This is a genomic window from Pseudomonas sp. B21-035 (assembly GCF_024748945.1).
In the GTDB taxonomy this organism is placed as follows: Bacteria; Pseudomonadota; Gammaproteobacteria; order Pseudomonadales; family Pseudomonadaceae; genus Aquipseudomonas.
On the sequence record NZ_CP087179.1, the window covers coordinates 5,322,651 to 5,347,898 of the forward strand.

A 25,248-nucleotide genomic window follows, 5' to 3' on the forward strand; every position below is an offset into this window, starting at 1 on the left:
CGGGTATAATCCTCGGCTTGTTTTTTGCCCGCCAAGACCTTCAGTGGATAGGGTGTTATGTCCGGAAAAGCGCAACAGCAGTCTCGCATCAAAGAGTTGATCACCCGCGGTCGTGAGCAGGGCTACCTGACTTACGCGGAGGTCAACGACCACCTGCCAGAGGATATTTCAGATCCGGAGCAGGTGGAAGACATCATCCGCATGATCAACGACATGGGGATCAACGTATTCGAGAGTGCTCCGGATGCGGATGCCCTTTTGTTGGCCGAAGCCGACACCGACGAAGCCGCAGCTGAAGAAGCCGCCGCAGCGTTGGCGGCTGTGGAAACCGATATTGGTCGCACGACTGACCCGGTGCGCATGTACATGCGTGAAATGGGTACCGTCGAGCTTCTGACCCGCGAAGGCGAAATCGAAATCGCCAAGCGGATCGAAGAAGGTATTCGTGAAGTCATGGGGGCTATCGCCCACTTCCCGGGTACGGTCGAGCACATCCTCTCCGAGTACGATCGCGTCACCACCGAAGGTGGCCGCCTGTCCGACGTTCTCAGCGGTTACATCGACCCGGACGACGGCATCGCGCCGCCGGCCGAGGTGCCGCCGCCGATCGACCCGAAAGCCCCGGCCAAGGCCGATGCTGACGACGACGAGGAAGAGAAAGAGGAAAGCAGCGACGAAGAGGAAGAAGTCGAAAGCGGTCCGGATCCGGTCGTCGCGCAACAGCGCTTCGGTGCCGTCCAGGATCAGCTCAACGCTACCCTCAAGGTGCTGAAGAAGAACGGCCGCAGCCACAAGGACAGCCTCAAGGCGATGCTTGATCTGGCCGAGCTGTTCATGCCGATCAAGCTGGTACCAAAGCAGTTCGAAGCCCTGGTTGAGCGCGTTCGTAGCGCCCTGGACCGCCTGCGTCAGCAAGAACGCGCCATCATGCAACTGTGCGTCCGTGACGCGCGCATGCCACGTGCCGACTTCCTGCGCCTGTTCCCGAGCAACGAAATCGACCAGACCTGGGCCAGCGACCTGGCCAAGCGCAGCACCAAATGGGCGGCTGCCCTGGGTGAGAAAAGCGACGCCATCGTGGCCTGCCAGCAGAAGCTGATCGACCTCGAAAGCGAAACCGGCCTGACCATCGCCGAGATCAAGGACATCAACCGTCGCATGTCGATCGGTGAAGCCAAGGCTCGTCGCGCCAAGAAAGAAATGGTCGAGGCCAACCTGCGTCTGGTTATCTCGATCGCCAAGAAGTACACCAACCGCGGCCTGCAGTTCCTCGACCTGATCCAGGAAGGCAACATCGGCCTGATGAAGGCGGTGGACAAGTTCGAATACCGTCGTGGCTACAAGTTCTCGACCTATGCCACCTGGTGGATTCGCCAGGCGATCACCCGTTCGATCGCCGACCAGGCCCGCACCATCCGTATTCCGGTGCACATGATCGAGACGATCAACAAGCTCAACCGTATTTCCCGGCAGATGTTGCAGGAAATGGGTCGCGAACCGACCCCGGAAGAGCTGGGTGAGCGCATGGAAATGCCTGAGGACAAGATCCGCAAGGTATTGAAGATCGCCAAAGAGCCGATCTCCATGGAAACCCCGATCGGTGACGACGAAGATTCGCACCTGGGTGACTTCATCGAAGACTCGACCATGCAGTCGCCAATCGATGTGGCCACGGTCGAAAGCCTCAAGGAAGCGACCCGTGACGTGCTCTCCGGTCTGACCGCACGCGAAGCCAAGGTGCTGCGCATGCGTTTCGGTATCGACATGAACACCGATCACACCCTCGAAGAGGTCGGCAAACAATTCGACGTGACCCGCGAGCGGATCCGTCAGATTGAAGCCAAGGCGCTGCGCAAGCTGCGCCATCCGACGCGAAGCGAGCATCTGCGCTCCTTCCTCGACGAGTGATGACAAACCCCGGCCCAGGCCGGGGTTTTTCTTTTCCGGCGAACGGCGCTTTTCAGCCTTTGCCCACTACCCCGCCGCTGAAATGCCCGTCTACACTCGAATCAATCCACCTGTGTGACGAGGCCGTTATGCCCCGAATGCCGGCCCTTCTGTTGGCTCTCCTGCTCGTCTGGAGTGCAACTGCCGGCGCCTTGACCCTGACTGAGGAAGAACAAGCCTGGCTCAGCGCACACCCGCAGCTGCGCCTGGGCGTCGATGCATCCTGGCCACCTTTTGAATACCGGGACCAGGACGGTCGCTACCAGGGATTGGCCGCCGACTACATTGCCCTTATCCAGGACCGCCTGGACGTGCAGTTCAAGCCGATCGAGCCGATCAGCTGGACTGCCGTGCTCGAGCAGGCCCGGCAGAACAAGCTCGATCTGCTGCCCGGTATCATGTCGACCCCAGAGCGCCAGAGCTTTCTGGCCTTCACCCGCCCGTACCTGGATTTTCCGATCGTCATCCTCGCCCATGATGGCGGGCCGCAACCACGGACCATCAAGGACCTCTACGGCCTGAAGATCGCCGTGGTGGAAAACTACGCGCCCCACGAGCTGTTGCGCACCCACCACCCGGACCTCAACCTGGTGGCCCTGCCCAATGTCAGCTCGGCGCTGCAGGCCCTGGCCACCGATGAAGTGGACGCCGTGGTGGGCGACCTTGCCTCGAGCATATGGAGCCTGCGTCAGCTCAAGCTCGAAGGCCTGTACGTCAGCGGCGAAACGCCCTACCGCTATCAGCTGGCCATGGCAGTGCCACGGGAACAGAAGATCCTCGTCGGCATTCTCGACAAGGTCATGGCCGACATGAGCCCCGGCGAAATCAGCAATATCCAGGAGCGCTGGGTCGGCAAAGTGCTTGACCACCGCACGCTGTGGTACGACCTGCTGATCTACGGCCTGCCCGCCCTGCTGCTGATGATCGCCATCCTTGCTGCGGTGATCCGCGTCAACCGCCGCCTGAGCTCGGAGATTTCCCGGCGCATCGCCCTTGAGCAGGAACTGCGCAGCAGCGAATACCACTACCGCGGCCTGGTCGAAAGCCTTTCGGCCATTGCCTGGGAAGCCGACGCCAACGACTTCACCTACAGCTACGTCTCGCCCCATGCCGAAGACCTGCTCGGCTACCCGTTGAACCAGTGGCTGCGCCCGGGCTTCTGGCGCAGCATCATCCACCCTGACGACGCCCTCTGGGCCCAGGCCTATTGCGACAGCGAAACCGCCGCCGGCCGCGATCACAGCCTTGATTACCGCGTAATCCGCGCCGACGGCCGCAGCCTGTGGGTGCGCGATATCGTCAGCCTCATCGAACACGGGCACAAACCAGTGATGCGCGGGCTGATGATCGACATCAGCGAAACCAAGAACGCCGAAGAAGCCCTGCGCCTGTCGGAGCAGAAGTTCGCCTCGGTGTTTCAGCAGTGCCCGGATATCCTGGTCATCGCCCGGATGAGCGACGGCTGCCTGCTGGAAGTCAATGAGGCCTTTGAAGAACAGATCGGCCTGAGTCCGGCGCAAGTGCTGGGCCGCACCGCCACCGAGCTGAACATCTGGGGCATCGACGGCGTTGGCCCGGACCTGCTCAAGCGCTTGCAGGCAGGCAGCATCCGCAACCTGGAAATGCTCTTCCGGCGCAACAACGGCCAGCTGTTCACCGGCCTGACTTCCGCCGAGACCTTCCAGCTCGACAGCACGCCGGCGCTGGTAGTGGCAGTACGCGACATCAGCCAGCTGAAAGAAACCCAGGAGCAGCTGCAGACCTCCGAAGAGAAGTTCGCCAAGGCCTTCCACGCCTCCCCCGACGGCCTGTTGCTGTCGCGCCAGAGTGACGGTTTGCTGATCGAAGTAAACGAAGGCTTCTGCCGCCTGACCGGCTACGACACCCACATGTCGCTGGACCACACCTCCCTGGACCTGGGTATCTGGGTCGACCTCAACGAGCGCCGGCGGCTGCTGGACATGCTCCAGCGCGACGGCTTCGTGCGTGATTTCAGCTGCCATATCCGCCGCAGCGACGGCCAGATCCGCCTCTGCGAACTGTCAGCCAGGCCGCTGCCGATTGCCGGGGTCGATTGCATGCTGACCATCGCCCGCGACATCACCGAGCGCCACCTGATGCAGGAAAAACTGCAACTGGCCGCCACCGTATTCGAGAACACCGCCGAAGGCGTGTTGATCACCGACATCGACCAGCGCATCAGTGCGGTCAACCGCGCCTTCAGCGAAATCACCGGCTACAGCGAGTTTGAAGCGCTGGGTCAGACCCCACGGCTGCTCGCCTCCGGCCAGCACGATAGCGCCTTCTATGTGGCCATGTGGCACCAACTGACGGCCGAGGGCCATTGGCAGGGCGAAATCCACAACCGGCGCAAGAACGGCGAGGTTTACCCCAGTTGGCTGACCATCAGCGCGGTGCGCAACAGCGAGCGCGCCATCACCCACTTTGTCGCGGTGTTCGCCGATATCTCCAGCCTCAAGCACGCCCAGGCCAAGCTCGATTACCAGGCCCATCACGACCCGCTGACCGGCCTGCCCAATCGCACCCTGTTCGAAAGCCGCCTGCAGGCCGCGCTCAACTGTTCCCAGGCCTCCAAGCGCCAGGGCGCGGTGCTGTTTCTCGATCTCGATCGCTTCAAGCACATCAACGACAGCCTCGGCCATCCGGTCGGCGACCTGTTGCTTAAAGGCATCGCCCAGCGGCTCAAGGAACAGGTGCGCGACATCGATACCGTCGCACGCCTGGGCGGCGACGAGTTCATCATCCTGCTGCCCGGCCTGCACCAGCCCAGTGATGCCGAGCACATCGCGCACAAACTGCTGGCCTGCTTCGGCGCACCGTTCCAGGCTGGCGAACATGAGTTCTTCACCAGCGCCAGCATCGGCACCAGCCTTTATCCACAGGACGGCACCGACGTCGCCTCGCTGATCCGCAACGCCGACGCCGCCATGTACCGCTCGAAGGCCAAGGGGCGCAACCGGGTCGAGTCCTACACCCGCGACCTCACCGCCCAGGCCAGCGAGCGCATCGCTCTGGAGCACGAACTGCGCCGGGCCATCGAGCGCAATGAACTGAGCCTGTGCTACCAGCCCAAATTCAGCCTCAAGACCCAGAGCCTGGTCGGCGCCGAAGCGCTGATCCGCTGGACCAACCCGACGTTCGGCGACGTCCCGCCGGAGCACTTCATTGCACTGGCCGAAGAGAACGGCATGATCCTGCAACTGGGCGACTGGGTACTGGAACAAGCCTGCCGGCAAATGCAGGTCTGGAAGCATAACTACCTGGCGTTCGGCCCGCTGTCGGTCAACCTCGCCGGCGCTCAGTTGCGCCAGCCAAGCCTGGTCAAACGCATCGAACAACTGCTCAAGACCCACCAGCTCAAGGCCGGTGACCTGCAGTTGGAAATCACCGAGAACTTCATCATGAGCCAGGCCGAAGAAGCCCTGGCCATCCTCCATCAGCTCAAGCACCTGGGCGTGCAACTGGCGATCGACGACTTCGGCACCGGCTACTCGTCGCTGAGCTACCTCAAACGCCTGCCGCTGGATATCCTCAAGATCGACCAGTCGTTCATCCGCGGCCTGCCCGACGATCCTCATGATGCGGCAATTGCCCGCGCCATCATCGCCCTGGGCCGCAGCATGCAACTGACCATCATCGCCGAAGGGGTGGAAAGCCAGGCTCAGCAGCAGTTCCTCGCTGCCGAAGGCTGCGAGCAGATCCAGGGCTACATCGTCAGCCTGCCGCTGCCGCCCGAAGAATTTGCCGCGAGTTTCCTTCGCATAGCACTTTCAGATCTTTCGGATAGCACAGCCCGGAAACCCTCGTTATAATCCGCGTCCACTGGGGCCTATAGCTCAGTTGGTTAGAGCAGGGGACTCATAATCCCTTGGTCGCAGGTTCGAGTCCTGCTGGGCCCACCAAATAAAAAACCGCGCATGGCGCGGTTTTTTTGTGCCCGCTGTCAGCTGCGCAATTCTGCCGCCCACAAGCCCGGGGTCTTGCCGTAGTGGCGCTGGAACAAGGCGATGAACGCCGACACCGAGTCGTAGCCCAGCTCATTGGCCAGCGCCGTGACGCTCATGCCTTGCGCCAGCAACGGCAAGGCCGCCAACAGACGCAAGCGTTGGCGCCACTCCCTGAACGACAACTGCGTCTGGGCCTGGAACAACCGCACCAGGGTGCGCCGCGAAGCCCCCACCTGCTGCGCCCAGTCTTCAATGCTGCGGTTGTCGGCCGGGTTGGCCTGCAAGGCTTCGCTGATTCGGCGCAGGCGCGGATCACTGGGCAGCGGCAGGCCGAACGGCGCTTCGGGCAGTTCGCGCAACTCATCGACGAGCACCTGCAACAGCCGCGCCTGGGCGCCTTGGGCAGGGTATTGCGGTGCAAAGCTGTTGGCCTTGGCGATCAGCTCGCGTACCAGCGGCGTGACTTGCACCACACCGCAAGGACGCTGGTAGCCATTGAGCAGCGAGTCATCCAGGTACAGCCCGCGAAACTCGATGGTCTGGTCGCTGTAGGCGGTGTGCTCGACCCCCGCCGGTATCCACAACGCACATTGCGGCGGCAGCAGGTAGCTGTGCTGCTCGGTGACCACTTGCATGATGCCGGCGCTGGCGTAGGTGAACTGCACCCAGGGGTGTCTGTGCAATTGCACGCGATGGCCGGCCGGAATGGCAAACATGCGCCGGTAAACCGGCCCCGGCAGTTGCTGGAAGTCCGGCAACGGCGGTACTTCACTGCTTTGTCTCATTGGCGGCAATGCCTGTCTCCTTTGCTCAAGTGAGCCGACGAAGGCCGATGGTAGCCTGCGCCCGGCTTCGTTGAACAACCCAAGGAGAGACCGATGAGTAGCCATGTGCGTGAAAACCGTTTGAGCGTGCCCGCCATCCAGCAACGCAAGGGCGCTGGCAACCTGGTGGTGCTGACCGCCTACAGCATGCCGATGGCGCGTTGGGTAGATGCCGAAGCCGACGTGATTATCGTCGGCGACTCGGTGGGCATGGTGCTGTATGGCCTGCCCAGCACTTTGGGAGTCAGCCTGGAGATGATGATTGCCCATGGCCAGGCAGTGATGCGCGGCTCCCAGCGCGCTTGCGTGGTCATCGACCTGCCCTTTGGCAGCTATCAGGCCTCACCCGAACAGGCCTTCCTCAGCGCCGCCCGGCTGCTGCGCGAGACAGGTGCCCAGGGCGTCAAGCTTGAGGGCGGTGAAGAGCTGGCCGAGACCGTAGAATTCCTCACCCGCCGTGGGATTCCGGTCATGGCCCATGTCGGCCTGATGCCGCAACAGGTCAACTGCCTGGGAGGTTTCAAGGCCCAGGGCCGCGACGACCAGGGCGCCGCCAAAGTGCGCCAGGACGCCCTGGCCATGCAGGCCGCCGGTGCCTTTTCGGTGGTGCTCGAAGGCATCGCCGAACCCCTGGCACGCCGCGTGAGCGAAGAGCTGACAATCCCCACCATCGGCATCGGCGCTTCGCCTGCCTGCGATGGCCAGGTGCTGGTCACCGAGGACCTGCTGGGTTTGTTCGGTGAATACCAACCGCGCTTCGTCAAACGCTTTGCCGACCTTCAGCCGCAGATTGCCCAGGCATTGGCCGCCTATGCCCGGGAAGTACGCGACGGCAGCTTCCCCCAGGCCGAGCACTGCTTCAAGGCGCGCTGAGCACAGACGCCTTGCCCCAGGGTGAGGGCAATGGATAGGCTATCGCGCTTATTCCATGAGCCGCGCAAAGCGGCTCTTGCCAGAGAGTGCCCATGTCCGACAGCCGCCCCGTCGCCCTCGACGAAATCGATCGCCAGCTGATCTCGCTGCTGCAGATCAACGCCCGTGAAAGCGTCGCCACGCTCGCCCGGCAACTGGGTATCGCGCGCACCACGGTAACTTCGCGCCTGGCCCGTCTGGAAAAGACCAAGGTCATCAGCGGCTACGGCGTGCGCCTGGGTCAGCGCCTGATCGATGGTGGCCTGCAGGCCTATGTCGGGATCAAGGTACAACCGCGTTCGGGCAAGGACGTGGTGCGGCGCCTGAGCGCCATGGGCCAGGTGCAGCAGTTGTGCGCGGTCAGCGGCGAATTCGACTACGTCGCCTGGCTGCGCAGCGACTCGCCCGAGCAACTGGACCAGTTGCTCGACCAGATCGGCAGCGTTGAAGGCGTGGAAAAAACCACCACCTCGATCATCCTCAGCAGCAAGGTGGATCGCGGGCAGCCGCTTTGAAGCCGGCGCCCACAGAAGTCAATATGAATGACAGATACGTCATATCGACCAACAAGCCGACCAAACGACGACACTCTGCATCTTAATTACGTAACCCCCGCCCCCTAAAATGACCGCCAGTGTTTTTTCTATACTCAAGCTCCGCACCCCGCGCAGCGCCTGGCAAGGTCACTTATGAACAAGAACAATCGTCACCCCGCCGACGGCAAGAAACCCATCACCATTTTCGGCCCGGATTTTCCTTTTGCCTTTGACGACTGGATCGAGCACCCGGCCGGCTTGGGTAGCATCCCGGCGGCGCGCCATGGAGAGGAAGTGGCGATTGTCGGTGCCGGTATCGCCGGGCTGGTGGCGGCCTACGAGTTGATGAAGCTGGGCCTCAAGCCTGTGGTCTACGAAGCTTCGAAAATGGGTGGGCGCCTGCGCTCGCAAGCCTTCGAAGGCAGTGACGGGATCATCGCCGAGCTGGGTGGCATGCGCTTTCCGGTGTCGTCGACGGCGTTCTACCACTATGTCGACAAGCTCGGCCTTGAAACCAAGCCCTTCCCCAACCCGCTGACCCCGGCCTCGGGCAGCACAGTGATCGACCTCGAAGGCCAGACCCACTACGCGGAAAAACTCTCCGATTTGCCCAAGTTGTTCCAGGAGGTTGCCGACGCCTGGGCCGATGCCCTGGAAGACGGCGCCCGCTTCGGCGACATCCAGCAAGCCATCCGCGACCGCGATGTGCCGCGCCTCAAGGAGCTGTGGAACACCCTGGTACCGCTGTGGGACGACCGCACCTTCTACGACTTCGTCGCCACCTCAAAAGCCTTCGCCAAGCTCAGCTTCCTGCACCGCGAGGTGTTCGGCCAGGTCGGTTTCGGCACCGGTGGCTGGGACTCGGACTTCCCCAATTCGATGCTGGAAATCTTCCGCGTGGTGATGACCAACTGCGACGATCACCAGCACCTGGTAGTTGGCGGCGTCGAGCAAGTGCCGCTGGGCATCTGGCGCCATGTGCCGGAGCGTTGCGCGCACTGGCCGGCCGGCACCAGCCTCAGCTCGCTACACCGCGGCGCGCCACGTGCCGGGGTGAAAAGCATTGCCCGCGACAGCGACGGGCGCCTGGCGGTAACCGACACCTGGGGCGACACCCGCCACTACGCCGCGGTGCTGACCACCTGCCAGAGCTGGCTGCTGACCACCCAGATCGAGTGCGAAGAATCGCTGTTCTCGCAGAAGATGTGGATGGCCCTGGACCGCACCCGCTACATGCAGTCGTCGAAGACCTTCGTCATGGTCGACCGGCCGTTCTGGAAGGACAAGGATCCAGATACCGGCCGCGACCTGATGAGCATGACCCTGACCGACCGCCTGACCCGCGGTACCTACCTGTTCGACAACGGCGACGACAAGCCGGGGTGATCTGCCTGTCGTACTCGTGGATGAGCGATGCGCTGAAAATGCTCCCGCACCCAGTGGAAAAGCGCGTCAAGCTGGCCCTCGATGCGCTGAAGAAGATCTACCCGAAAGTCGATATCGCCGGGCACATCATCGGCGACCCGATCACCGTGTCGTGGGAAGCCGACCCGCACTTCCTCGGCGCCTTCAAGGGCGCCCTGCCCGGCCATTACCGCTACAACCAGCGCATGTACGCGCACTTCATGCAGCAGGACATGCCGGCCGAGCAGCGCGGCATATTCATTGCCGGTGACGATGTGTCGTGGACCCCGGCCTGGGTCGAAGGCGCGGTGCAAACGTCGCTCAATGCGGTGTGGGGTATCATCAATCACTTCGGTGGCCAGACCCACCCGGACAACCCAGGCCCGGGCGACGTGTTCAATGAAATCGGCCCGATCGCCCTGGCCGACTGACGGGAGAATCGCCATGCGCATCGCCCTGTTCCAAGGCGAACCGCAACCGCTGGACCTGTCCGGCAACCTCGAGCGCCTGCACCAGCAGGCGCAACTGGCAGCTGCCCGCGGCGCCGAACTGCTGGTATGCCCGGAGATGTTCCTGAGCGGCTACAACATCGGCAGCGAAGCCGTCGCGCGCCTGGCCGAAGCCGAAGACGGCCCCTCGGCCATGGCCGTGGTGGAGATCGCCCAGAGCAACCGCATCGCCATTGCCTACGGCTACCCGGAGCTGGCCGAGGACGGGCAGATCTTCAACAGCGTGCAGTTGATCGACGCCCACGGCAGCAGCCTGTGCAACTACCGCAAGACCCACCTGTTCGGTGGCCTCGACCGGGCGATGTTCAGCCCGGGGCCCGATCACTTTCCGGTGGTCGAGCTCAACGGCTGGCGCCTGGGCTTTTTGATCTGCTACGACATCGAGTTCCCGGAAAACGCCCGGCGCCTGGCCCTGGCCGGTGCCGAACTGATCCTGGTGCCGACGGCGAACATGGTGCCCTTCGACTTCATTGCCCAGGTCACCGTGCGCGCCCGCGCCTACGAGAACCAGTGCTACCTGGCGTACGCCAACTACTGCGGCAGCGAAGGCGAAATCCACTACTGCGGGCAGAGCAGCATCGTCGGCCCGGATGGCAGCATCCTGGCCATGGCCGGTCGTGACAGCGCGCTGCTGAGCGCCGACCTCGACCTGCAGCGAGTGCAGCAAGGGCGGGCCAACAACCCTTACCTGCACGACCTGCGCCCCGAGCTCTACAGCACGCCGCGGCAATAATCCGCTAGCATGACGGTTCGCCTGTACCCGGAGTCGTCATGCCCAGCGCCCTGCACAACCTGACCCTCGCCAATGGCCTGCAGGTCACCCTGCGCCATGCACCACAGCTAAAACGCTGTGCGGCGGCTGTGCGGGTAGCGGCCGGCAGCCATGACGCGCCACCGGCGTGGCCGGGGCTGGCACACTTTCTCGAGCATCTGTTCTTCCTCGGCAATCAACGCTTCGCCCTGGACGAAGGCCTGATGCGCTATGTGCAGCACCACGGCGGGCAGGTCAACGCCAGCACCCGTGAACGCAGCACCGAGTTCTTTTTCGAAGTACCGCCCGCGGCTTTTGCCGGGGGGCTTGAGCGACTGTGCCAGATGCTCGCACAGCCGCAGTTCGACCTTGAGCGGCAAGTGCGCGAACGGGAAGTGATCCATGCCGAGTTCATTGCCTGGTCGCGCAATCCACAAGCGCAGCACCAGTTTGCCTTGCTTCAGGCTGCGGGCAGCGAACATCCGCTGAGCGCGTTCCAGGCTGGCAACCGCTACAGCCTGCAGGTTCAAAATCCGGCGTTCCAGGCGGCGTTGCGCGGCTTTCACCAGCGCTTCTACCAGGCCGGGCAAATCACCTTGAGCCTGAGCGGGCCACAAAGCCTCGACGAACTGCAGGCGTTGGCGAATCGCTTCGGCCAGGTGTTCAGTCGCGGGGCAAAAGTGCAGCAATCGCTACCACCGAGCTTCTATAGCCGGGCTGCGCTGTTGATGCACAACGAACGGCAACTGGATGTGCTGTACCCGTGCGAGCAACTCCCCACAGGTTTTGAGCAGGCAGTCGATTTTCTCGCTACCTGGCTGAGCGACATCCGGCCCGGCGGCTTGCCGGCGACCTTGCGCGCGCGGGGCTGGCTGGCGCACTTCGCGTTTTCCTCGCTGTACAGCTTTGCCGGCCAGACGCTGCTGCATGCGGGCTTCAAGCTCAACGACACGGCTGATGCCACGCAGGTCCAGGCGCTGTTGACTGACTGGTTGGCGTTTTTCCGCACGGCGGACCTGAGCAGCATCAATCAGGAATACGCCCGCTTGCAGCGTTGTCGCGAACTTGCCGCCAGCGCGCTGGAGCTGGCACGCCAGGACAGCACCGGGCAACGCTTCGACGCGCTGGACGCGCAAGGCTTGGCTGCGCTTGAACAGTTGCTCGAAACAATGCTCGCCGGCCAGGTAAAACCGCCTACCCACGCCTGGCAGTTGCCCGCTGCAAATCCGTTGCTGAGCGTGAAGGCGCAGACCCTCTCGGTCAGCGCCGTTCCCGAAGGCCTGACTGTCTCTCCCCTGCTACCGCCGTCGCGCGAGCATGGTGTGGTCTACCTGCGCTGGCAGCTCACCTCAGCCTTGCGTGGGCGCCTGTGGCAGGTACTTGATCGGGCGCTGCAAGCCCTGAGTGAACAGGCTGCGCAGGCTGGGGTGCAAGTGCAATTGAGCGCCTGCGACAAATACTGGCAGTTGCGCTGCGCCGGCAATGGCACCGTGGTGGGCGCAGTGATTGAACAGGCATTGGCCATCCTGCGGCAGCCGCCCAGCCAGAGCTGGACAACTGGCGCTGCCGAGCGGCCTGATACCATGCCGATCCGCGCGCTGCTCAGGCAGTTGCCGGAGCAACTACTAGGCCGCCGCGTCGACGAGCCCTTGCCGGCCTGCATAATCAGCCAGAGCGATCTGGATGCGTTGTGGGAGCATTCAACCTGGACTGGACTTTCGACCGGCTTCAGTGCCAGCCAGCAATCGGTGCTGAACCAGGCCCTAAGCGCAATGCCAGGGTGCGCTGGCAGGCATCTGCCGACCACAATCGAACCTGTGCGGCGCTGGCAAACGCGACCGCCAGCGGCCAGTGAACAGGCCTTGCTGCTGTTCTGCCCGATCGAGGACCAAGCCGCAGGCCGGCTGTTTGCCCAGCAGCTACAAGGGCCTTTCTATCAGCGCCTGCGGGTCGAACTGAACCTGGGCTACGCGGTATTCAGCGCCTTCCGACAGATCGAGGGCTGCAACGGCCTGTTGCTTGGCGTGCAGTCGCCATCGGCCAGCCATACCGAGATCATCGGGCACATCCAGGCATTGCTCGATAACCTGCCCGCCACACTGAGCTGCAACCCTGCAGATAAACAGGCCCTCGCCGCCCAGTTCGACGAAGCGGCGATGACCAACAACGAGGTGGCCGAATGGGCCTGGCAGGCGCATCTGGCCGGCCATCGCCAGCCGCAGTTGAGCGATCTGCAAGCGGCGATCCTGGCGGTCGAAACGCCGCAACTGCAGCACCTGACCCGCCAGGTAAGCCAGGCCGAACAGGGCTGGCTGTGCCTGGTCAACGGCCCGGTGCCCAGCGAAAACTGGCACTGATGCAGGCGATTCTTACCGTCCCGGTAATGGCGTTTATCTCAGATTTAACCATTCGGTTCGTATTTTTTTAGTAAGATAGCGCAATCTTGGCTATGGAACCCCTCACCTGGAGGGTGGACTAAATAAGTAGCTGACAACCCCCAGACCTATCCGGAAGGAGTAATCCCATGTGGACCAAACCTGCTTACACTGACCTGCGTATCGGCTTTGAAGTGACCATGTATTTCGCAAGCCGCTGAACCTGCTTGCGGTACAACGCCTCGGCCCGCCGGGGCGTTTTTATTTCAGGACGCGGCAGGAGTGGCCATGTACATCCAGATTCTAGGTTCCGCCGCCGGTGGCGGTTTTCCCCAGTGGAACTGCAACTGCGCCAACTGCAAAGGCTTTCGCGACGGCAGCCTGCGCGCCACGGCGCGCACCCAGTCATCGATTGCCCTGTCTGACGACGGCATCCACTGGGTGCTGTGCAACGCCTCGCCGGACATCCGCGCACAGCTGCAAAGTTTTGCCCCGATGCAGCCGGCCCGCGCCCTGCGCGACACCGGCATCAATGCCATCGTCCTGCTCGACAGCCAGATCGACCACACCACCGGCCTGCTCAGCCTGCGCGAAGGCTGCCCGCACCAGGTCTGGTGCACCGACATGGTCCATCAGGACCTGAGCACTGGTTTCCCGCTGTTCACCATGCTCAGCCACTGGAACGGTGGCCTGCAGTGGCAGCGCATCGAGCTCGAAGGCAGCTTCGTCATCGATGCCTGTCCGAACCTGCGCTTCACCCCCTTCCCGCTGCGTAGCGCCGCACCGCCCTACTCTCCGCACCGCTTCGACCCACACCCGGGTGACAACCTCGGGCTGATGGTCGAAGACCTGCGCACCGGCGGCAAGCTGTTCTACGCCCCGGGCCTGGGCCAGGTCGACGGCAAATTGTTGCAGATGATGAGCGACGCCGACTGCCTGCTGGTCGACGGCACCCTCTGGGAGGATGATGAAATGCAGCGCCGCGGTGTCGGCACCCGCACCGGCCGCGAGATGGGCCACCTGGCGCAGAACGGCCCGGGCGGCATGCTCGAGGTACTGGAAGGCTTCCCGCGTCAGCGCAAGGTGCTTATCCACATCAACAACACCAACCCGATTCTCGATGAGGATTCGGCCGAACGCGCCGAATGCGTACGCCGCGGCGTCGAAGTGGCCTTCGACGGCATGAGCATCACCCTCTAGGAGCCGACATGAGCGACGCCAAACCGCTGTCCCCCGCCGAATTCGAACAGGCCCTGCGCGCCAAGGGCGCCTATTACCACATTCATCACCCCTACCATGTGGCGATGTATGAAGGCCGCGCGAGCCGCGAGCAGATCCAGGGCTGGGTGGCCAACCGTTTCTATTACCAGGTCAACATCCCGATGAAAGACGCCGCGATCCTGGCCAACTGCCCGGACCGCGAAATCCGCCGCGAGTGGATTCAGCGCCTGCTCGACCATGACGGCGCCCCTGGCGAAGACGGCGGCATCGAAGCCTGGCTGCGCCTGGGCCAGGCGGTCGGCCTCGATCCGCAGCAGCTGCGTTCCCAGGAACTGGTGCTGCCCGGCGTGCGTTTTGCCGTGGATGCCTACGTCAACTTCGCCCGCCGCGCCAGCTGGCAAGAGGCCGCCAGCAGCTCGCTGACCGAGCTGTTCGCCCCGCAGATCCATCAGTCGCGGCTCGACAGCTGGCCGCAGCACTACCCGTGGATCGACCCGGCCGGCTACGAGTACTTCCGCACCCGCCTGGGCCAGGCCCGGCGTGACGTCGAGCATGGGCTGGCGATTACCCTGCAGCACTACACTACAGTTGAAGGCCAGCAGCGCATGCTGGAGATCCTGCAGTTCAAGCTGGACATCCTCTGGAGCATGCTCGATGCCATGAGCATGGCTTACGAACTGAACCGCCCGCCCTATCACAGTGTCACCAGCGAAAGGGTCTGGCACAAAGGAATCGCCCTATGAGTTTTAATCGCGCGCAAGTTCCGGCCTGGCGCCCGGGCTATCGCTTCCAGTACGAGCCCGCGCAAAAGGGCCATGTGCTGTTGTACCCGGAAGGGATGATCAAGCTCAACGACAGCGCTGCGCTGATCGGCGGGCTGATCGACGGCCAGCGCGATGTCGCTGCGATCATCGCCGAGCTGGACAAGCAGTTCCCTGGCGTACCTGAGCTCGGTGACGACATCGAGCAGTTCATGGAGGTGGCCCGTGCCGAACACTGGATCAGCCTTGCCTGAATTGCCGGCAAAACCTGACGTCGGCCTGCCGCTGTGGCTGCTCGCCGAGCTGACCTACCGTTGCCCGCTGCAGTGCCCGTACTGCTCCAACCCCCTGGACTTCGCCGCCCAGGGCCAGGAGCTAAGCACCGCGCAGTGGTTCAAGGTGATGGCCGAAGCGCGGGAGATGGGCGCCGCGCAACTGGGCTTTTCCGGCGGTGAGCCGTTGGTGCGCCAGGACCTGGCCGAACTGATCGGCGAGGGCCGGCGCCTGGGTTACTACACCAACCTGATCACCTCCGGCATCGGCCTCACCGAGCAGAAGATCGCCGCCTTCAAAGAGGCCGGGCTGGACCATATCCAGATCAGCTTCCAGGCCAGCGACGAGCAGGTGAACAACCTGCTGGCCGGCTCGAAGAAGGCCTTCGCGCAAAAGCTGGAAATGGCCCGCGCGGTAAAAGCCCATGGCTACCCGATGGTGCTGAACTTCGTCACCCATCGGCACAATATCGACAAGATCGACCGCATCATCGAGCTGTGCGTGGCCCTGGAAGCCGACTTCGTTGAACTGGCCACTTGTCAGTTCTATGGCTGGGCGCACCTGAACCGCGTCGGCCTGCTGCCGACCCGCGCCCAGCTCGAACGCGCCGAGCGCATCACCAACGAGTACCGGGCCAAACTGCAAGCCGCCGGCAACCCGTGCAAGCTGATCTTCGTCACCCCGGACTATTACGAAGAGCGCCCCAAGGCCTGCATGAACGGCTGGGGCAGCGTGTTCCTCACCGTCACCCCGGACGGCACCGCCCTGCCCTGCCATGGCGCCCGGCAGTTACCGGTGCAGTTTCCCAATGTGCGCGACCACAGCATGCAGCACATCTGGTACGACTCGTTCGGGTTCAATCGCTTTCGCGGTTATGACTGGATGCCCGAGCCGTGCCGCTCCTGCGACGAAAAGGAGAAAGACTTCGGCGGCTGCCGCTGCCAGGCCTTCATGCTCACCGGCGACGCCAGCAATGCCGACCCGGTTTGCGCCAAGTCGGCCGAGCACGGCATCATCCTCAAGGCGCGTGAAGACGCCGAGCATGCCCATCAGACCATCGACGAGCTGACCTTCCGTAATGAGCGAAACTCCCGTGTCATTGTCCGCGGCTGAGCGCTTCAGCGCCGAACAGGCGGTCGCCGCCGGTACCGACTTTGCCGAGCTGCGGGTTGCCGCCCAGGGCCTGTTCTGGAACGAGTTTCGCCCCAGCGACGGCGCCTGCCGGATCTGGCTCTGGCGCGATGGCCAGGCCCGCTGCCTGACGCCCAATGGCTTCAGCGTGCGCAGCCGGGTGTATGAGTACGGTGGCGGCAGCTTCTGCCTGAGCGACGATGGCCTGGTGTTCGTCAACGAGGCCGACCAGCAGCTCTATTGCCAGGACCTTGACGGCGGGTTGCCGCAACCACTGACCGAGGGTCTGAAGCGTTACGGCGACCTGCGCTGGGCCAATGGCCAGGTGCTGGCAGTGGAAGAAAGCCATGGCCCGGGGGCGGTCGAGCATCGCCTGGTGGCCATCGCCAAGGGCAGCCGTGAAGTACTGGCCGAAGGCGCCGACTTCTACGCCGCGCCCACCCTCAGCGCCGATGGCTCGCGCCTGGCCTGGATAGAATGGAGCCGCCCCGAGCAACCATGGACCGCAACCCGGTTGCTGTGTTGCCAGCGCGAGGCCAATGGCCGCTGGAGCACACCGCGCTGTATCGCCGGTGAACAAGGCCCGCAACAGTCCCTGCAGCAACCACATTTTGATGCCGGCGGCCGCTTGTATTGCCTGTCCGACCGCAACGGTTATTGGCAACCCTGGGGCGAAACCGCCGCAGGCTGGAGCGCATTGCCGGCCGCCGCTGCCGACCACGCCGGCGCGCCCTGGCAACTGGGCGCCAGCACCTGGCTGGCGCTGGATCAGCAACACTACCTGGCCAGCTGGTTCGAAAACGGCTTCAGTCGTTTAGGCATCTGTCATGCCGACGGTTCGGTAGAAGACTACAGCGCGAACTACAACCGCTTCCGCTGCCTAGACCTCGACGAGCAGCACATCTATGCCATTGCCGCGTCGGCCATCAGCCCACCTGCGGTTATCGCCATCAACCGCCAGAGTCATCAGGTGCAGGTGTTGGCAGGCGGTGCCTTGCCGCTGCCGGCCGAACGCATCAGCCGCCCGCAGGCCCTGCGCTACCCCAGTGGCGATGGTTTCGCTCATGGTTTCTTCTACCCGGCCATGAACGGTGAGGCGCAGCCGCCACTGCTGGTGTTCATCCATGGCGGACCGACCTCGGCCTGCTACCCGGTGCTCGACCCGCGCATCCAGTACTGGGCCCAGCGCGGTTTTGCCGTGGCCGACCTCAATTACCGAGGCAGCAGCAGCTATGGCCGCGACTATCGCCAGGCCCTGCACCTGCACTGGGGCGAGATTGACGTCGAAGATGCCTGCGCGGTGGTCAGGCACCTGGCCGAACGCAAGCTGATCGACCCGCAGCGCGCGTTCATCCGTGGCGGCAGCGCTGGCGGCTACACCACCCTCTGTGCCCTGGCGTTCCATGATGTATTCCGCGCCGGTGCCAGCCTCTACGGCGTCAGCGACCCGCAGGCGCTGGCCCGCGCCACGCACAAATTCGAAGGCGATTACCTGGACTGGCTGATCGGCGACCCGGTAGCCGACGCCGAACGTTACCAGCAGCGCACGCCGTTGCTGCACGCCGCCAACATCAAGGTGCCGGTGATCTTCTTCCAGGGTGAGCTGGATGCCGTGGTGGTGCCGGAACAGACCCGTTCGATGCTGGATGCATTGAAAGCCAACGGCATTCGCGCCGAAGGGCATTTCTACCCATCGGAGCGTCACGGTTTTCGTACCGCGAGCAACCTGGCGCATGCGCTGGAAGAGGAATGGAAGTTCTATCGGCGGGTGCTGGAGGGCAGTTAGATCGCTATCGCGACCCGACTTGACCCGCGATTGGCCTCACCGCTTGGCGATGATATACACCGCATGCACGATGCCCGGAATGTACCCCAGCAACGTCAGCAGGATGTTCAGCCAGAAGGCGCCGCCGAAGCCGACCTGCAGGAACACACCCAGCGGCGGTAGGAGAATGGCGATGATGATGCGAATAAAATCCATTGGGCAGCTCCCTTCAAAGATGTACTAGAACTGACTCTAGCGCGGCACCAGGGTTCCACTCGTTGGCAGCAGACAAAAAAACGCCCCAAGCCAAAAACAACAGGCCTGGGGCGATGCGCAGGAACGCGAGACGGTTCGGAAAATTCGTTAACGCGATGTATTGATCAGGCCGTGGCCTCGCGTCGCTGGTTCTGCTGCGCGGCATGCACGCGGGCAAAGGCCCGGGCCAGGCGCAACAGCATTTCGTCGATGTTGCCCTTGCTCACCGTCAGTGCCGGCGAAAAGCGCAACACGTCGGCTTGCGGGGCATTGAGCAGCAGGCCTTCGTGCAAGGCAGCCTGGACCAGCTCGCCCGCATTGTCTTCACTCAGTTGCAGCGCCCAGAGCAGCCCCTGGCCACGCACCTCGACCTGGCCATAGCGGCCGGCCAACCGGCTCAGGCCATCGCGCAGGTGCCGCCCGGAATCCTGCACATGCTCGAAGAAGCCCGCCTCCAGCACGGTCTGCAGTACCGCCAGGCCTGCCGCAGTCATCAGTGCATTGCCATGGTGGCTGCCCTCCAGCTCGCCGGGGGCGGCGCAGCAGGCACTGCCACGGGCCAGCAGGGCCGCCAAGGGCACGCCGCCACCCAGGCCCTTGCCGAGGGTGAGGATATCGGCACGTACGCCGTACAGCTGTTCGGCGAGCATCGCCCCGCAGCGGCCGACGCCGGTCTGCACTTCATCGAGAATCAGCAGGATGCCCAGCTCGCGGCACAGCCGCTCGACGCCCTGCAGGTACGCCTGGGTCGCCGGAATCACCCCGGCTTCGCCCTGGATCGGTTCGAGCATGATCGCCACGGTGCGCGAGTCGACCGCCGCGTGCAGCGCTTCAAGGTCGTTGAAAGGCACCTTGCTGAAGCCCGGCAACCCCGGCTCGCAGCGATTGCACGGCGACGGGTCGGAAGCCGACAGCGCGCCCAGGCTGCGGCCATGGCAGCTCTGGCTGGCGGTGATGATGTGGAAGGCGCCGTTGCGATGCAGCTGGCCCCATTTGCGCGCCAGCTTGATCGCCCCTTCACAGGCTTCGGCGCCGCTGTTGAGCAGATAGGCCTGATCGCTGCCAGTGCTTTCGCACAGTTGGTTGACCAGATTCAACAGGCCGCGGTTATGAAAACCGGCACCCGGATTGATCAGCGCCTGGGCCTGGCTGCCCAAGGCTTTGACCAGCACACTGGGGCTGTGGCCGAGGCTGTTGACTGCACAGCCCTGGGTGAAGTCCAGGTAAGCGTGGCCTTCACTGTCCCATAACCACGAACCCTGGCCGCGAACGAACACCTGGGGCGCTCGCGCTACCGCCGGCATCAGGCATTCCCGCGACAGATCTTCTACCGGTTGCGCAGCGAGCTTGCGCTCGGCCACGGCCGGAGCCGGGCGGCGCAGGTTGAACAGGTTCATGCGCGCAGCCCCTCGAGCGGCAGGCCAAGCAAACGCGCGCTCCAGTCTTCGACCTGACCGGTGCGCATGCGTTTGATGGCGATATCGCGCCAGCGAGACGAGAGGGCCGGACAATCCACCAGCTTTTTCAAACCTGCATGCTCCAGAGGTTCACGGTAAAAAGTGCGTAGCGCCCAGGCCACGGTCAGGCCCGGATAACTGCGTTGAATCAGTTCAAAAGGCTCGTCGGCGCTGACGAAACCAGGCCTGAGCACCCGGTAGAACCAGCCACAGCGGCCACTGTCCTGGGCCTGTTGCGGCAGGTTCGGCAAACCCCAGCGATGGCTCAGGCGATAGCACGGCGAACGCGGCTGGCTGATCTGCAACAGCGCCCCGCCCCAGCGGAACATGTCGCCCAGGCAGACCTGATGTTCATCCAGGCCGTGGGTCGAGAGGTTTTCGCCAAAACCCGGGGCGCGCCAGTCGATCTGTGGATAACGTTGCCGCCACCAGGCGTAATGCTCGGCCGGGTAGTGGTGCAAGGCCCGTTCGGGGCCGGTATGAAAGCGTGGGTCGCCGTGTTCGTCGCTACCCAACCCTTGCGGCCATAACCACAAGCGTCTTGCAACCTCCTGCTTATCGATATCAGTCAACAAGCCATGCCCGAGGTTTTTTGCCTTGCCTATGTAAACGCCATCCACATACACGGTATTCATCGCGCCTTCTGGCCCTGTAAACCTTGTGAATACGGGATAGACTAGGCTTCTTGGCGGCTAACGGCCATTTGGTTTTTCGAGCATTTTTGATAAGTATCAGTTATGGATTTTCGCCAACTGCGTTATTTCGTCGCGGTGTATGAAGAGGGCCACGTCGGCCGGGCCGCCGAGCGCCTGTCGCTGTCGCAACCGGCGCTGTCACAGCAGATCCGCCAGCTTGAACAGAACCTCGATGTCAGCCTGTTCGAGCGCGGCAACAAGCGCCTGCTGCCGACCCTGGCCGCGCACACCCTGTACAACCACGCCCTGCCCTTGCTCGATGGCCTGCAGCGGGCCCGTGAGGCCCTGCGCAATTTCAAGGGCCAGTCGTTGCGCACCTTGGCCATCGGCGTGCTGCAAACCGTGCGGCCAAGCCTGGTGCCGCAACTGCTAGACCGGGTGCGCAAGGCGCAGCCGCACCTGGTAGTGCAGATCTATGAGCTGTCGGGGCTGGAGATCGAGCGGCGCCTGCTCAATGGCAGCCTGGACATCGGCATCAGCTACCTGCCGCCGCGCCAGCCCGGCCTGCATGGGCTGTTACTGTACGAAGACGAGCTGCAACTGGTCATCCCCAACACCCACCCCTTGCGCGAATTCAAGAAGGTATCGCTCAAGCAGGCCGCCGAATTGCCGATGCTGCTGCTCGGCGAAGAATTTCAGGTGCGGCAGATCTGGCAGTCGCAACTGGCCAACCTCGGCCGGCGCCCGCAAGTGCAGGCGGAAATGAACAACATGGGCGGGATTCTCGACAGCCTCGCGCACACCTCGCTGGCAACGGTACTGCCCGGGCGCGCCAAGGAAGTGGTCGAAGATGACCAGGACTTGTTGTGGAAGCCATTGAGCGAACCACGGGTGCCGCTGAAGATCGGCCTGGTGTTTCGCGATGCGCAGCGCCAGCAAGCCTCGGTGGAGTTGCTGCGCAACCTGCTGGAAGAAGAAGCCGACCCGCGCCAGATCGGCGTGTCGCCGCTGGATGTACTGGGCTGAGGTCAAATCGCAGGCAAAAGAAAACCCCGCCGAAGCGGGGCTTTGCAGACTGTTTCCCTGACATCCTTTTCGCCCCGCCATCCTGGCAGGAATCCTTCGTGTCCGTGTTCTGTACTTTGCGCTTCCTGCGCTACGTCCATGTGAGAAGATTAACTGTGGATCCAATCTTCCGATAGAGGCGAAAAGTCACCACGTCATGTAAGAGAATGCTTACAAACAACTATTACGCTTAAAACTGCGCCGCATCCAGCAGGTACAGCGACTCGCTACCGGCTTTGACCGAAGCGCTCAGCGAGTGAATCCGCGGCAGCAGACGGGCGAAATAGAAGCGTGCGGTGCCCAGCTTGCTGGCGTAGAAATCGTCCTCGCCTTGCTTGGCCAGGGCGGTCCGGGCCATCAACGCCCACATGTAGGCATAAGCGGTATAGCCAAATGCCTGCAGGTATTCAACAGACGCCGCGCCGATTTCATTCGGGTTGCTCTTGGCCCGGTCGAGCACCCAGGCGGTCAGGTCGTCGAGGTTGTCGAGGGCGGCATTCAGCGGTTTGACGAACTCGCCCAGCTCGTTGCCAGCGCTGGCGGTGAAGTGGCGGATCTCGTCGGCGAACAACTTGTACAGCGCGCCGCCGCTACCAACCACCTTGCGCCCCATCAGGTCGAGGGCCTGGATGCCGTTGGTGCCTTCGTAGATCTGGGTGATGCGCACATCGCGCACCAATTGCTCCTGGCCCCACTCACGAATGTAACCGTGGCCACCGAACACTTGCTGGCCATGCACCGCCGACTCCAGGCCGAGGTCGGTGAGAAATGCCTTGGCCACCGGCGTCAGCAAGGCCACCAGATCTTCACCGCGCTTGCGGGTCTGGGCGTCTTCGCTGAACTTGGCGGTATCGAGCTGCATCGCCACATAGGTGGAGAACGCACGCCCCCCTTCGTTGAGGGCCTTCATGGTCAGCAGCATGCGCCGCACATCAGGGTGGACGATGATCGGGTCGGCGACCTTGTCCTTGGCTTGCGGGCCGGTTGGCGAGCGGCTCTGCAGGCGGTCGCGGGCATATTCGATGGCGTTCTGGTAGGAGCGCTCGGCCGAGGCCAGGCCCTGGATACCAACGCCCAGGCGCTCGTAGTTCATCATGGTGAACATCGCCGCCAGGCCCTTGTTCGGCTCGCCGACCAGGTAACCGACCGCTTCATCGAAGTTCATCACACAGGTGGCCGAGGCCTGGATGCCCATCTTGTGCTCGATCGAGCCGCAAGTGGCCGGGTTGCGCGCGCCCAGGCTGCCATCGGCATTGACCAGGACCTTCGGTACCAGGAACAGGGAAATGCCCTTCGGCCCGGCAGGGGCGTCCGGCAACTTGGCCAGCACCAGGTGGATGATGTTCTCGGTGAGGTCGTGCTCGCCACCGGTGATGAAGATCTTCGTGCCGCTGACCTTGTAGCTGCCGTCCGCCTGAGGCTCGGCCTTGGTGCGGATGATGCCCAGGTCGGTGCCGGCGTGCGGCTCGGTCAGGCACATGGAGCCGGCCCAGATACCGGCGTACATGTTCGGCAGGTACTTTTCCTTGAGCTCTTCACTGGCGTGGGCGTTGATCGACAGGCAGGCACCGGCAGTCAGCATCGGGTACAGGCCGAACGCCAGGCTGGACGAGTTGACCATCTCCTCGACCTGGGCCGAGATCACCTTGGGCATGCCCATGCCGCCGTAGGCCGGGTCGCCACCGACGCCCACCCAGCCGCCTTCGGCGTAGGTCTGGTAGGCCTCGATGAAACCGGCCGGGGTGCTCACCGCACCGTTGTCCCAGTGGCAGCCTTCTTCATCGGCGCTGCGGCTCAGCGGCGCGATGCTCTTGCTGGTGACCTTGCCGGCTTCTTCGAGCACTGCCAGCGCGGTTTCTTCGTCGACCACTTCGGCCAGGCCCGGCAACTGCGCCCAAAGCTTGGACACCTCGAAGACTTCATTGAGGACGAAGCGCATATCGCGCAGGGGCGCTTTATAGTCAGCCATGGCTACCTCTCACACTAGAGTCGGGGACGGCCCGCAGGCCGCATCACTGTTATGCAAGCAGTGTAACCGAACAACTTTTGTGACACATAGGGTCATCTGGCGACTGTATAGTCTATTTCGGTCACGCCATGCGTACGGCACCACGCTTGGCCTGTACACCGTAGGCGACGACACAGTTACGCCCGGCACCTTTGGCGCTGTACAAGGCCTGGTCGGCGGACTTGAGCACTTCGTCGGGTGAGCGATGATCGGCCAGACGCTCGCTGACGCCGATACTGATGGTCACCGAAACGCTTGAGGCCGCCGACGCACCACGGCGCTGGCGCCCTTGCTGGTCGTCCTGGGGGCGGCTGTCCTGATTGCGCAACTGGATGTTGTAGTTAGCGATCACCTCGCGCACGGCCTCAAGGTGCGGCATGCACTCCTCGATGCTCTTGCCGGCGAACACCACGGCAAATTCCTCACCGCCATAGCGATAGGCCCGACCACCGCCGGTAACTTTGGACAGCTTGCTGGCCACCAGGCGCAACACCTGGTCACCGACGTCGTGGCCATGGGTGTCGTTGAATTTCTTGAAGTGGTCGACGTCGGTCATCGCCAGCACATAGTTGCGCCCCAGGCGCTGCATGCGTTCGTTGAGCGCGCGGCGGCCGGGCAAGCCGGTCAGCTCATCGCGGAAGGCCATCTGATAAGCCTCGTGGGACACCGCTGCGGCAATCATCAGCATCACCTGGCTGCACATGATGTTCAGGGTGAACGGCAGGATGAAAGTCTTGGGCAGCATCCAGAAGATACCGATCAGGCCGATCAACTGCGCGGCATGCAACGGCCGTGGCTGGCGCAGGTACTGCACCACCAGCAGGATGAAGGCGCAGAAGAACACCGGGTAGGCCAGCTGGATCAGGCTCATCCACTGGCCGTGCAGCGATGGCCATCGGATCTCCGCCAACCAGCTCAGCAGTGCCTGCGGGAAACTCTGCTCCAGGCCCAGAGCGACGCTGCCCACGGCCAGCAGTACGGCGAAGCGCGCGACCATGTCCTGGAACAGGTGGGTACGCTCCTGCCAGGCGCCATACAGGGCAAACATCAGCGGCAACAGCAGGCAAACCAGGTGGAACACCACCGCTGCGTCTTCGCGCACGCGACCGTTGTCGCGGTAGAAGTCGGTCTGGGTGTCGAGGAGAAAGTAGGCGATGTACACCGTGAGCATCAGAAACAGTTCGCGCTGACGACGGTACACGGCGCAATAGGCGCCGCCGAGCAACAGGACCAGAGTAGGCAGGACATTGAACAGTGAGGTGAAAAAGACGCTGAGGTCTCTCACATAAGCGGCCGCGAGCCCCGACACCAGCAAACAGACTGATGGCAGGAAGTGGCTCAGGCGTACAGCGGATAAACGAAACAAGGGTAATCTCCGACCCGGCAGATCAATAATGGCATTGTGCCTTAATGTATCGGCAGCGCACATGAATAGATGAATGCGCTTGGTC

At 63.1% G+C, this 25,248-nt stretch carries 19 protein-coding genes, 1 tRNA gene and 1 pseudogene; 15 read left to right on the forward strand and 6 right to left on the reverse strand.

Features of this window, described 5'->3' with window-relative positions; all coding sequences use genetic code 11:
• Window positions 1–57 precede the first annotated feature (57 nt).
• The 3 genes from rpoD (at window position 58) to LOY22_RS24430 (ending at window position 5,870) form a co-directional block, all read left to right on the forward strand.
• Window positions 58–1,908 (forward strand): RNA polymerase sigma factor RpoD, encoded by a 1,851-nt coding sequence (gene rpoD, locus LOY22_RS24420; protein ID WP_045199259.1) that lies wholly within the window; start codon window positions 58–60, stop codon window positions 1,906–1,908.
• 128 nt (window positions 1,909–2,036) lie between these two features.
• Window positions 2,037–5,780 (forward strand): EAL domain-containing protein, encoded by a 3,744-nt coding sequence (locus LOY22_RS24425; protein WP_258595135.1) that lies wholly within the window; start codon window positions 2,037–2,039, stop codon window positions 5,778–5,780.
• Window positions 5,781–5,793: 13 nt separating this feature from the next.
• A tRNA-Ile gene (locus LOY22_RS24430) sits at window positions 5,794–5,870 on the forward strand.
• Between the two features lie 41 nt (window positions 5,871–5,911).
• Here the strand turns inward: LOY22_RS24430 and LOY22_RS24435 are convergent.
• A complete protein-coding gene (locus LOY22_RS24435; protein WP_176794208.1) occupies window positions 5,912–6,700 on the reverse strand; it encodes a helix-turn-helix domain-containing protein in 789 nt (262 codons plus the stop codon).
• Between the two features lie 93 nt (window positions 6,701–6,793).
• Between LOY22_RS24435 and panB the strand changes: the two genes are divergently transcribed.
• The 11 genes and pseudogenes from panB to LOY22_RS24490 all read left to right on the forward strand — a co-directional run bounded on the left by panB (window position 6,794) and on the right by LOY22_RS24490 (window position 18,398).
• The gene (gene panB, locus LOY22_RS24440; RefSeq protein WP_045199252.1) at window positions 6,794–7,612 is read left to right on the forward strand and encodes a 3-methyl-2-oxobutanoate hydroxymethyltransferase; all 819 of its coding nucleotides are present in this window, start codon (window positions 6,794–6,796) and stop codon (window positions 7,610–7,612) included.
• A 92-nt stretch (window positions 7,613–7,704) separates the two neighbouring features.
• The gene (locus LOY22_RS24445) at window positions 7,705–8,166 is read left to right on the forward strand and encodes an Lrp/AsnC family transcriptional regulator (RefSeq protein ID WP_258595138.1); all 462 of its coding nucleotides are present in this window, start codon (window positions 7,705–7,707) and stop codon (window positions 8,164–8,166) included.
• A 174-nt stretch (window positions 8,167–8,340) separates the two neighbouring features.
• Window positions 8,341–10,022, forward strand: a pseudogene (locus tag LOY22_RS24450) (flavin monoamine oxidase family protein).
• Between the two features lie 13 nt (window positions 10,023–10,035).
• A complete protein-coding gene (locus LOY22_RS24455) occupies window positions 10,036–10,833 on the forward strand; it encodes a carbon-nitrogen hydrolase family protein (RefSeq protein ID WP_093378922.1) in 798 nt (265 codons plus the stop codon).
• Window positions 10,834–10,871: 38 nt separating this feature from the next.
• Entirely contained in the window at window positions 10,872–13,208 is a 2,337-nt protein-coding gene (gene pqqF, locus LOY22_RS24460) for a pyrroloquinoline quinone biosynthesis protein PqqF (RefSeq protein WP_258595140.1), read from the forward strand.
• Between the two features lie 167 nt (window positions 13,209–13,375).
• A complete protein-coding gene (gene pqqA / locus LOY22_RS24465; protein WP_008365141.1) occupies window positions 13,376–13,447 on the forward strand; it encodes a pyrroloquinoline quinone precursor peptide PqqA in 72 nt (23 codons plus the stop codon).
• A 67-nt stretch (window positions 13,448–13,514) separates the two neighbouring features.
• On the forward strand, window positions 13,515–14,426 hold the full coding sequence (gene pqqB, locus LOY22_RS24470) for a pyrroloquinoline quinone biosynthesis protein PqqB (RefSeq protein WP_045199237.1): 912 nt from the start codon (window positions 13,515–13,517) through the stop codon (window positions 14,424–14,426).
• An 8-nt stretch (window positions 14,427–14,434) separates the two neighbouring features.
• On the forward strand, window positions 14,435–15,190 hold the full coding sequence (pqqC, locus tag LOY22_RS24475; RefSeq protein ID WP_045199236.1) for a pyrroloquinoline-quinone synthase PqqC: 756 nt from the start codon (window positions 14,435–14,437) through the stop codon (window positions 15,188–15,190).
• Window positions 15,187–15,462 carry a pyrroloquinoline quinone biosynthesis peptide chaperone PqqD gene (pqqD, locus tag LOY22_RS24480; RefSeq protein WP_045199234.1) on the forward strand — a complete coding sequence of 92 codons (276 nt, stop codon included), beginning with the start codon at window positions 15,187–15,189 and terminating at the stop codon, window positions 15,460–15,462. The genes pqqC and pqqD overlap by 4 nt, the downstream gene beginning before the upstream one ends.
• Window positions 15,434–16,594, forward strand: coding sequence for a pyrroloquinoline quinone biosynthesis protein PqqE (gene pqqE, locus LOY22_RS24485; RefSeq protein ID WP_258595143.1), 1,161 nt, complete (start codon window positions 15,434–15,436; stop codon window positions 16,592–16,594). The genes pqqD and pqqE overlap by 29 nt, the downstream gene beginning before the upstream one ends.
• Window positions 16,560–18,398 (forward strand): S9 family peptidase, encoded by a 1,839-nt coding sequence (locus LOY22_RS24490; RefSeq protein WP_258595145.1) that lies wholly within the window; start codon window positions 16,560–16,562, stop codon window positions 18,396–18,398. The genes pqqE and LOY22_RS24490 overlap by 35 nt, the downstream gene beginning before the upstream one ends.
• Before the next feature lie 36 nt (window positions 18,399–18,434).
• On the opposite strand, the gene LOY22_RS24495 is transcribed toward LOY22_RS24490, so the two are convergent.
• From LOY22_RS24495 to LOY22_RS24505, 3 genes are all read right to left on the reverse strand, one after another.
• Window positions 18,435–18,593: a YqaE/Pmp3 family membrane protein gene (locus tag LOY22_RS24495; protein ID WP_003177654.1), complete on the reverse strand. Its 159-nt coding sequence runs from the start codon at window positions 18,591–18,593 to the stop codon at window positions 18,435–18,437.
• A gap of 164 nt (window positions 18,594–18,757) precedes the next feature.
• Window positions 18,758–20,029: an aspartate aminotransferase family protein gene (locus LOY22_RS24500; protein WP_093378897.1), complete on the reverse strand. Its 1,272-nt coding sequence runs from the start codon at window positions 20,027–20,029 to the stop codon at window positions 18,758–18,760.
• Complete coding sequence (locus LOY22_RS24505; RefSeq protein WP_213603073.1) at window positions 20,026–20,724, reverse strand: MOSC domain-containing protein; 699 nt, start codon at window positions 20,722–20,724, stop codon at window positions 20,026–20,028. Before LOY22_RS24505 ends, LOY22_RS24500 begins: the two co-directional genes overlap by 4 nt.
• Window positions 20,725–20,826: 102 nt before the next feature.
• On the opposite strand from LOY22_RS24505, the gene LOY22_RS24510 reads away from it, so the two are divergent.
• Window positions 20,827–21,750 (forward strand): LysR family transcriptional regulator, encoded by a 924-nt coding sequence (locus LOY22_RS24510; RefSeq protein ID WP_045199221.1) that lies wholly within the window; start codon window positions 20,827–20,829, stop codon window positions 21,748–21,750.
• A gap of 229 nt (window positions 21,751–21,979) precedes the next feature.
• Here the strand turns inward: LOY22_RS24510 and LOY22_RS24515 are convergent, their stop codons facing one another.
• Window positions 21,980–23,758, reverse strand: coding sequence for an acyl-CoA dehydrogenase C-terminal domain-containing protein (locus tag LOY22_RS24515; protein WP_258595150.1), 1,779 nt, complete (start codon window positions 23,756–23,758; stop codon window positions 21,980–21,982).
• 121 nt (window positions 23,759–23,879) lie between these two features.
• Complete coding sequence (locus LOY22_RS24520; RefSeq protein WP_045199217.1) at window positions 23,880–25,163, reverse strand: diguanylate cyclase; 1,284 nt, start codon at window positions 25,161–25,163, stop codon at window positions 23,880–23,882.
• Between the last annotated feature and the right edge of the window lie 85 nt (window positions 25,164–25,248).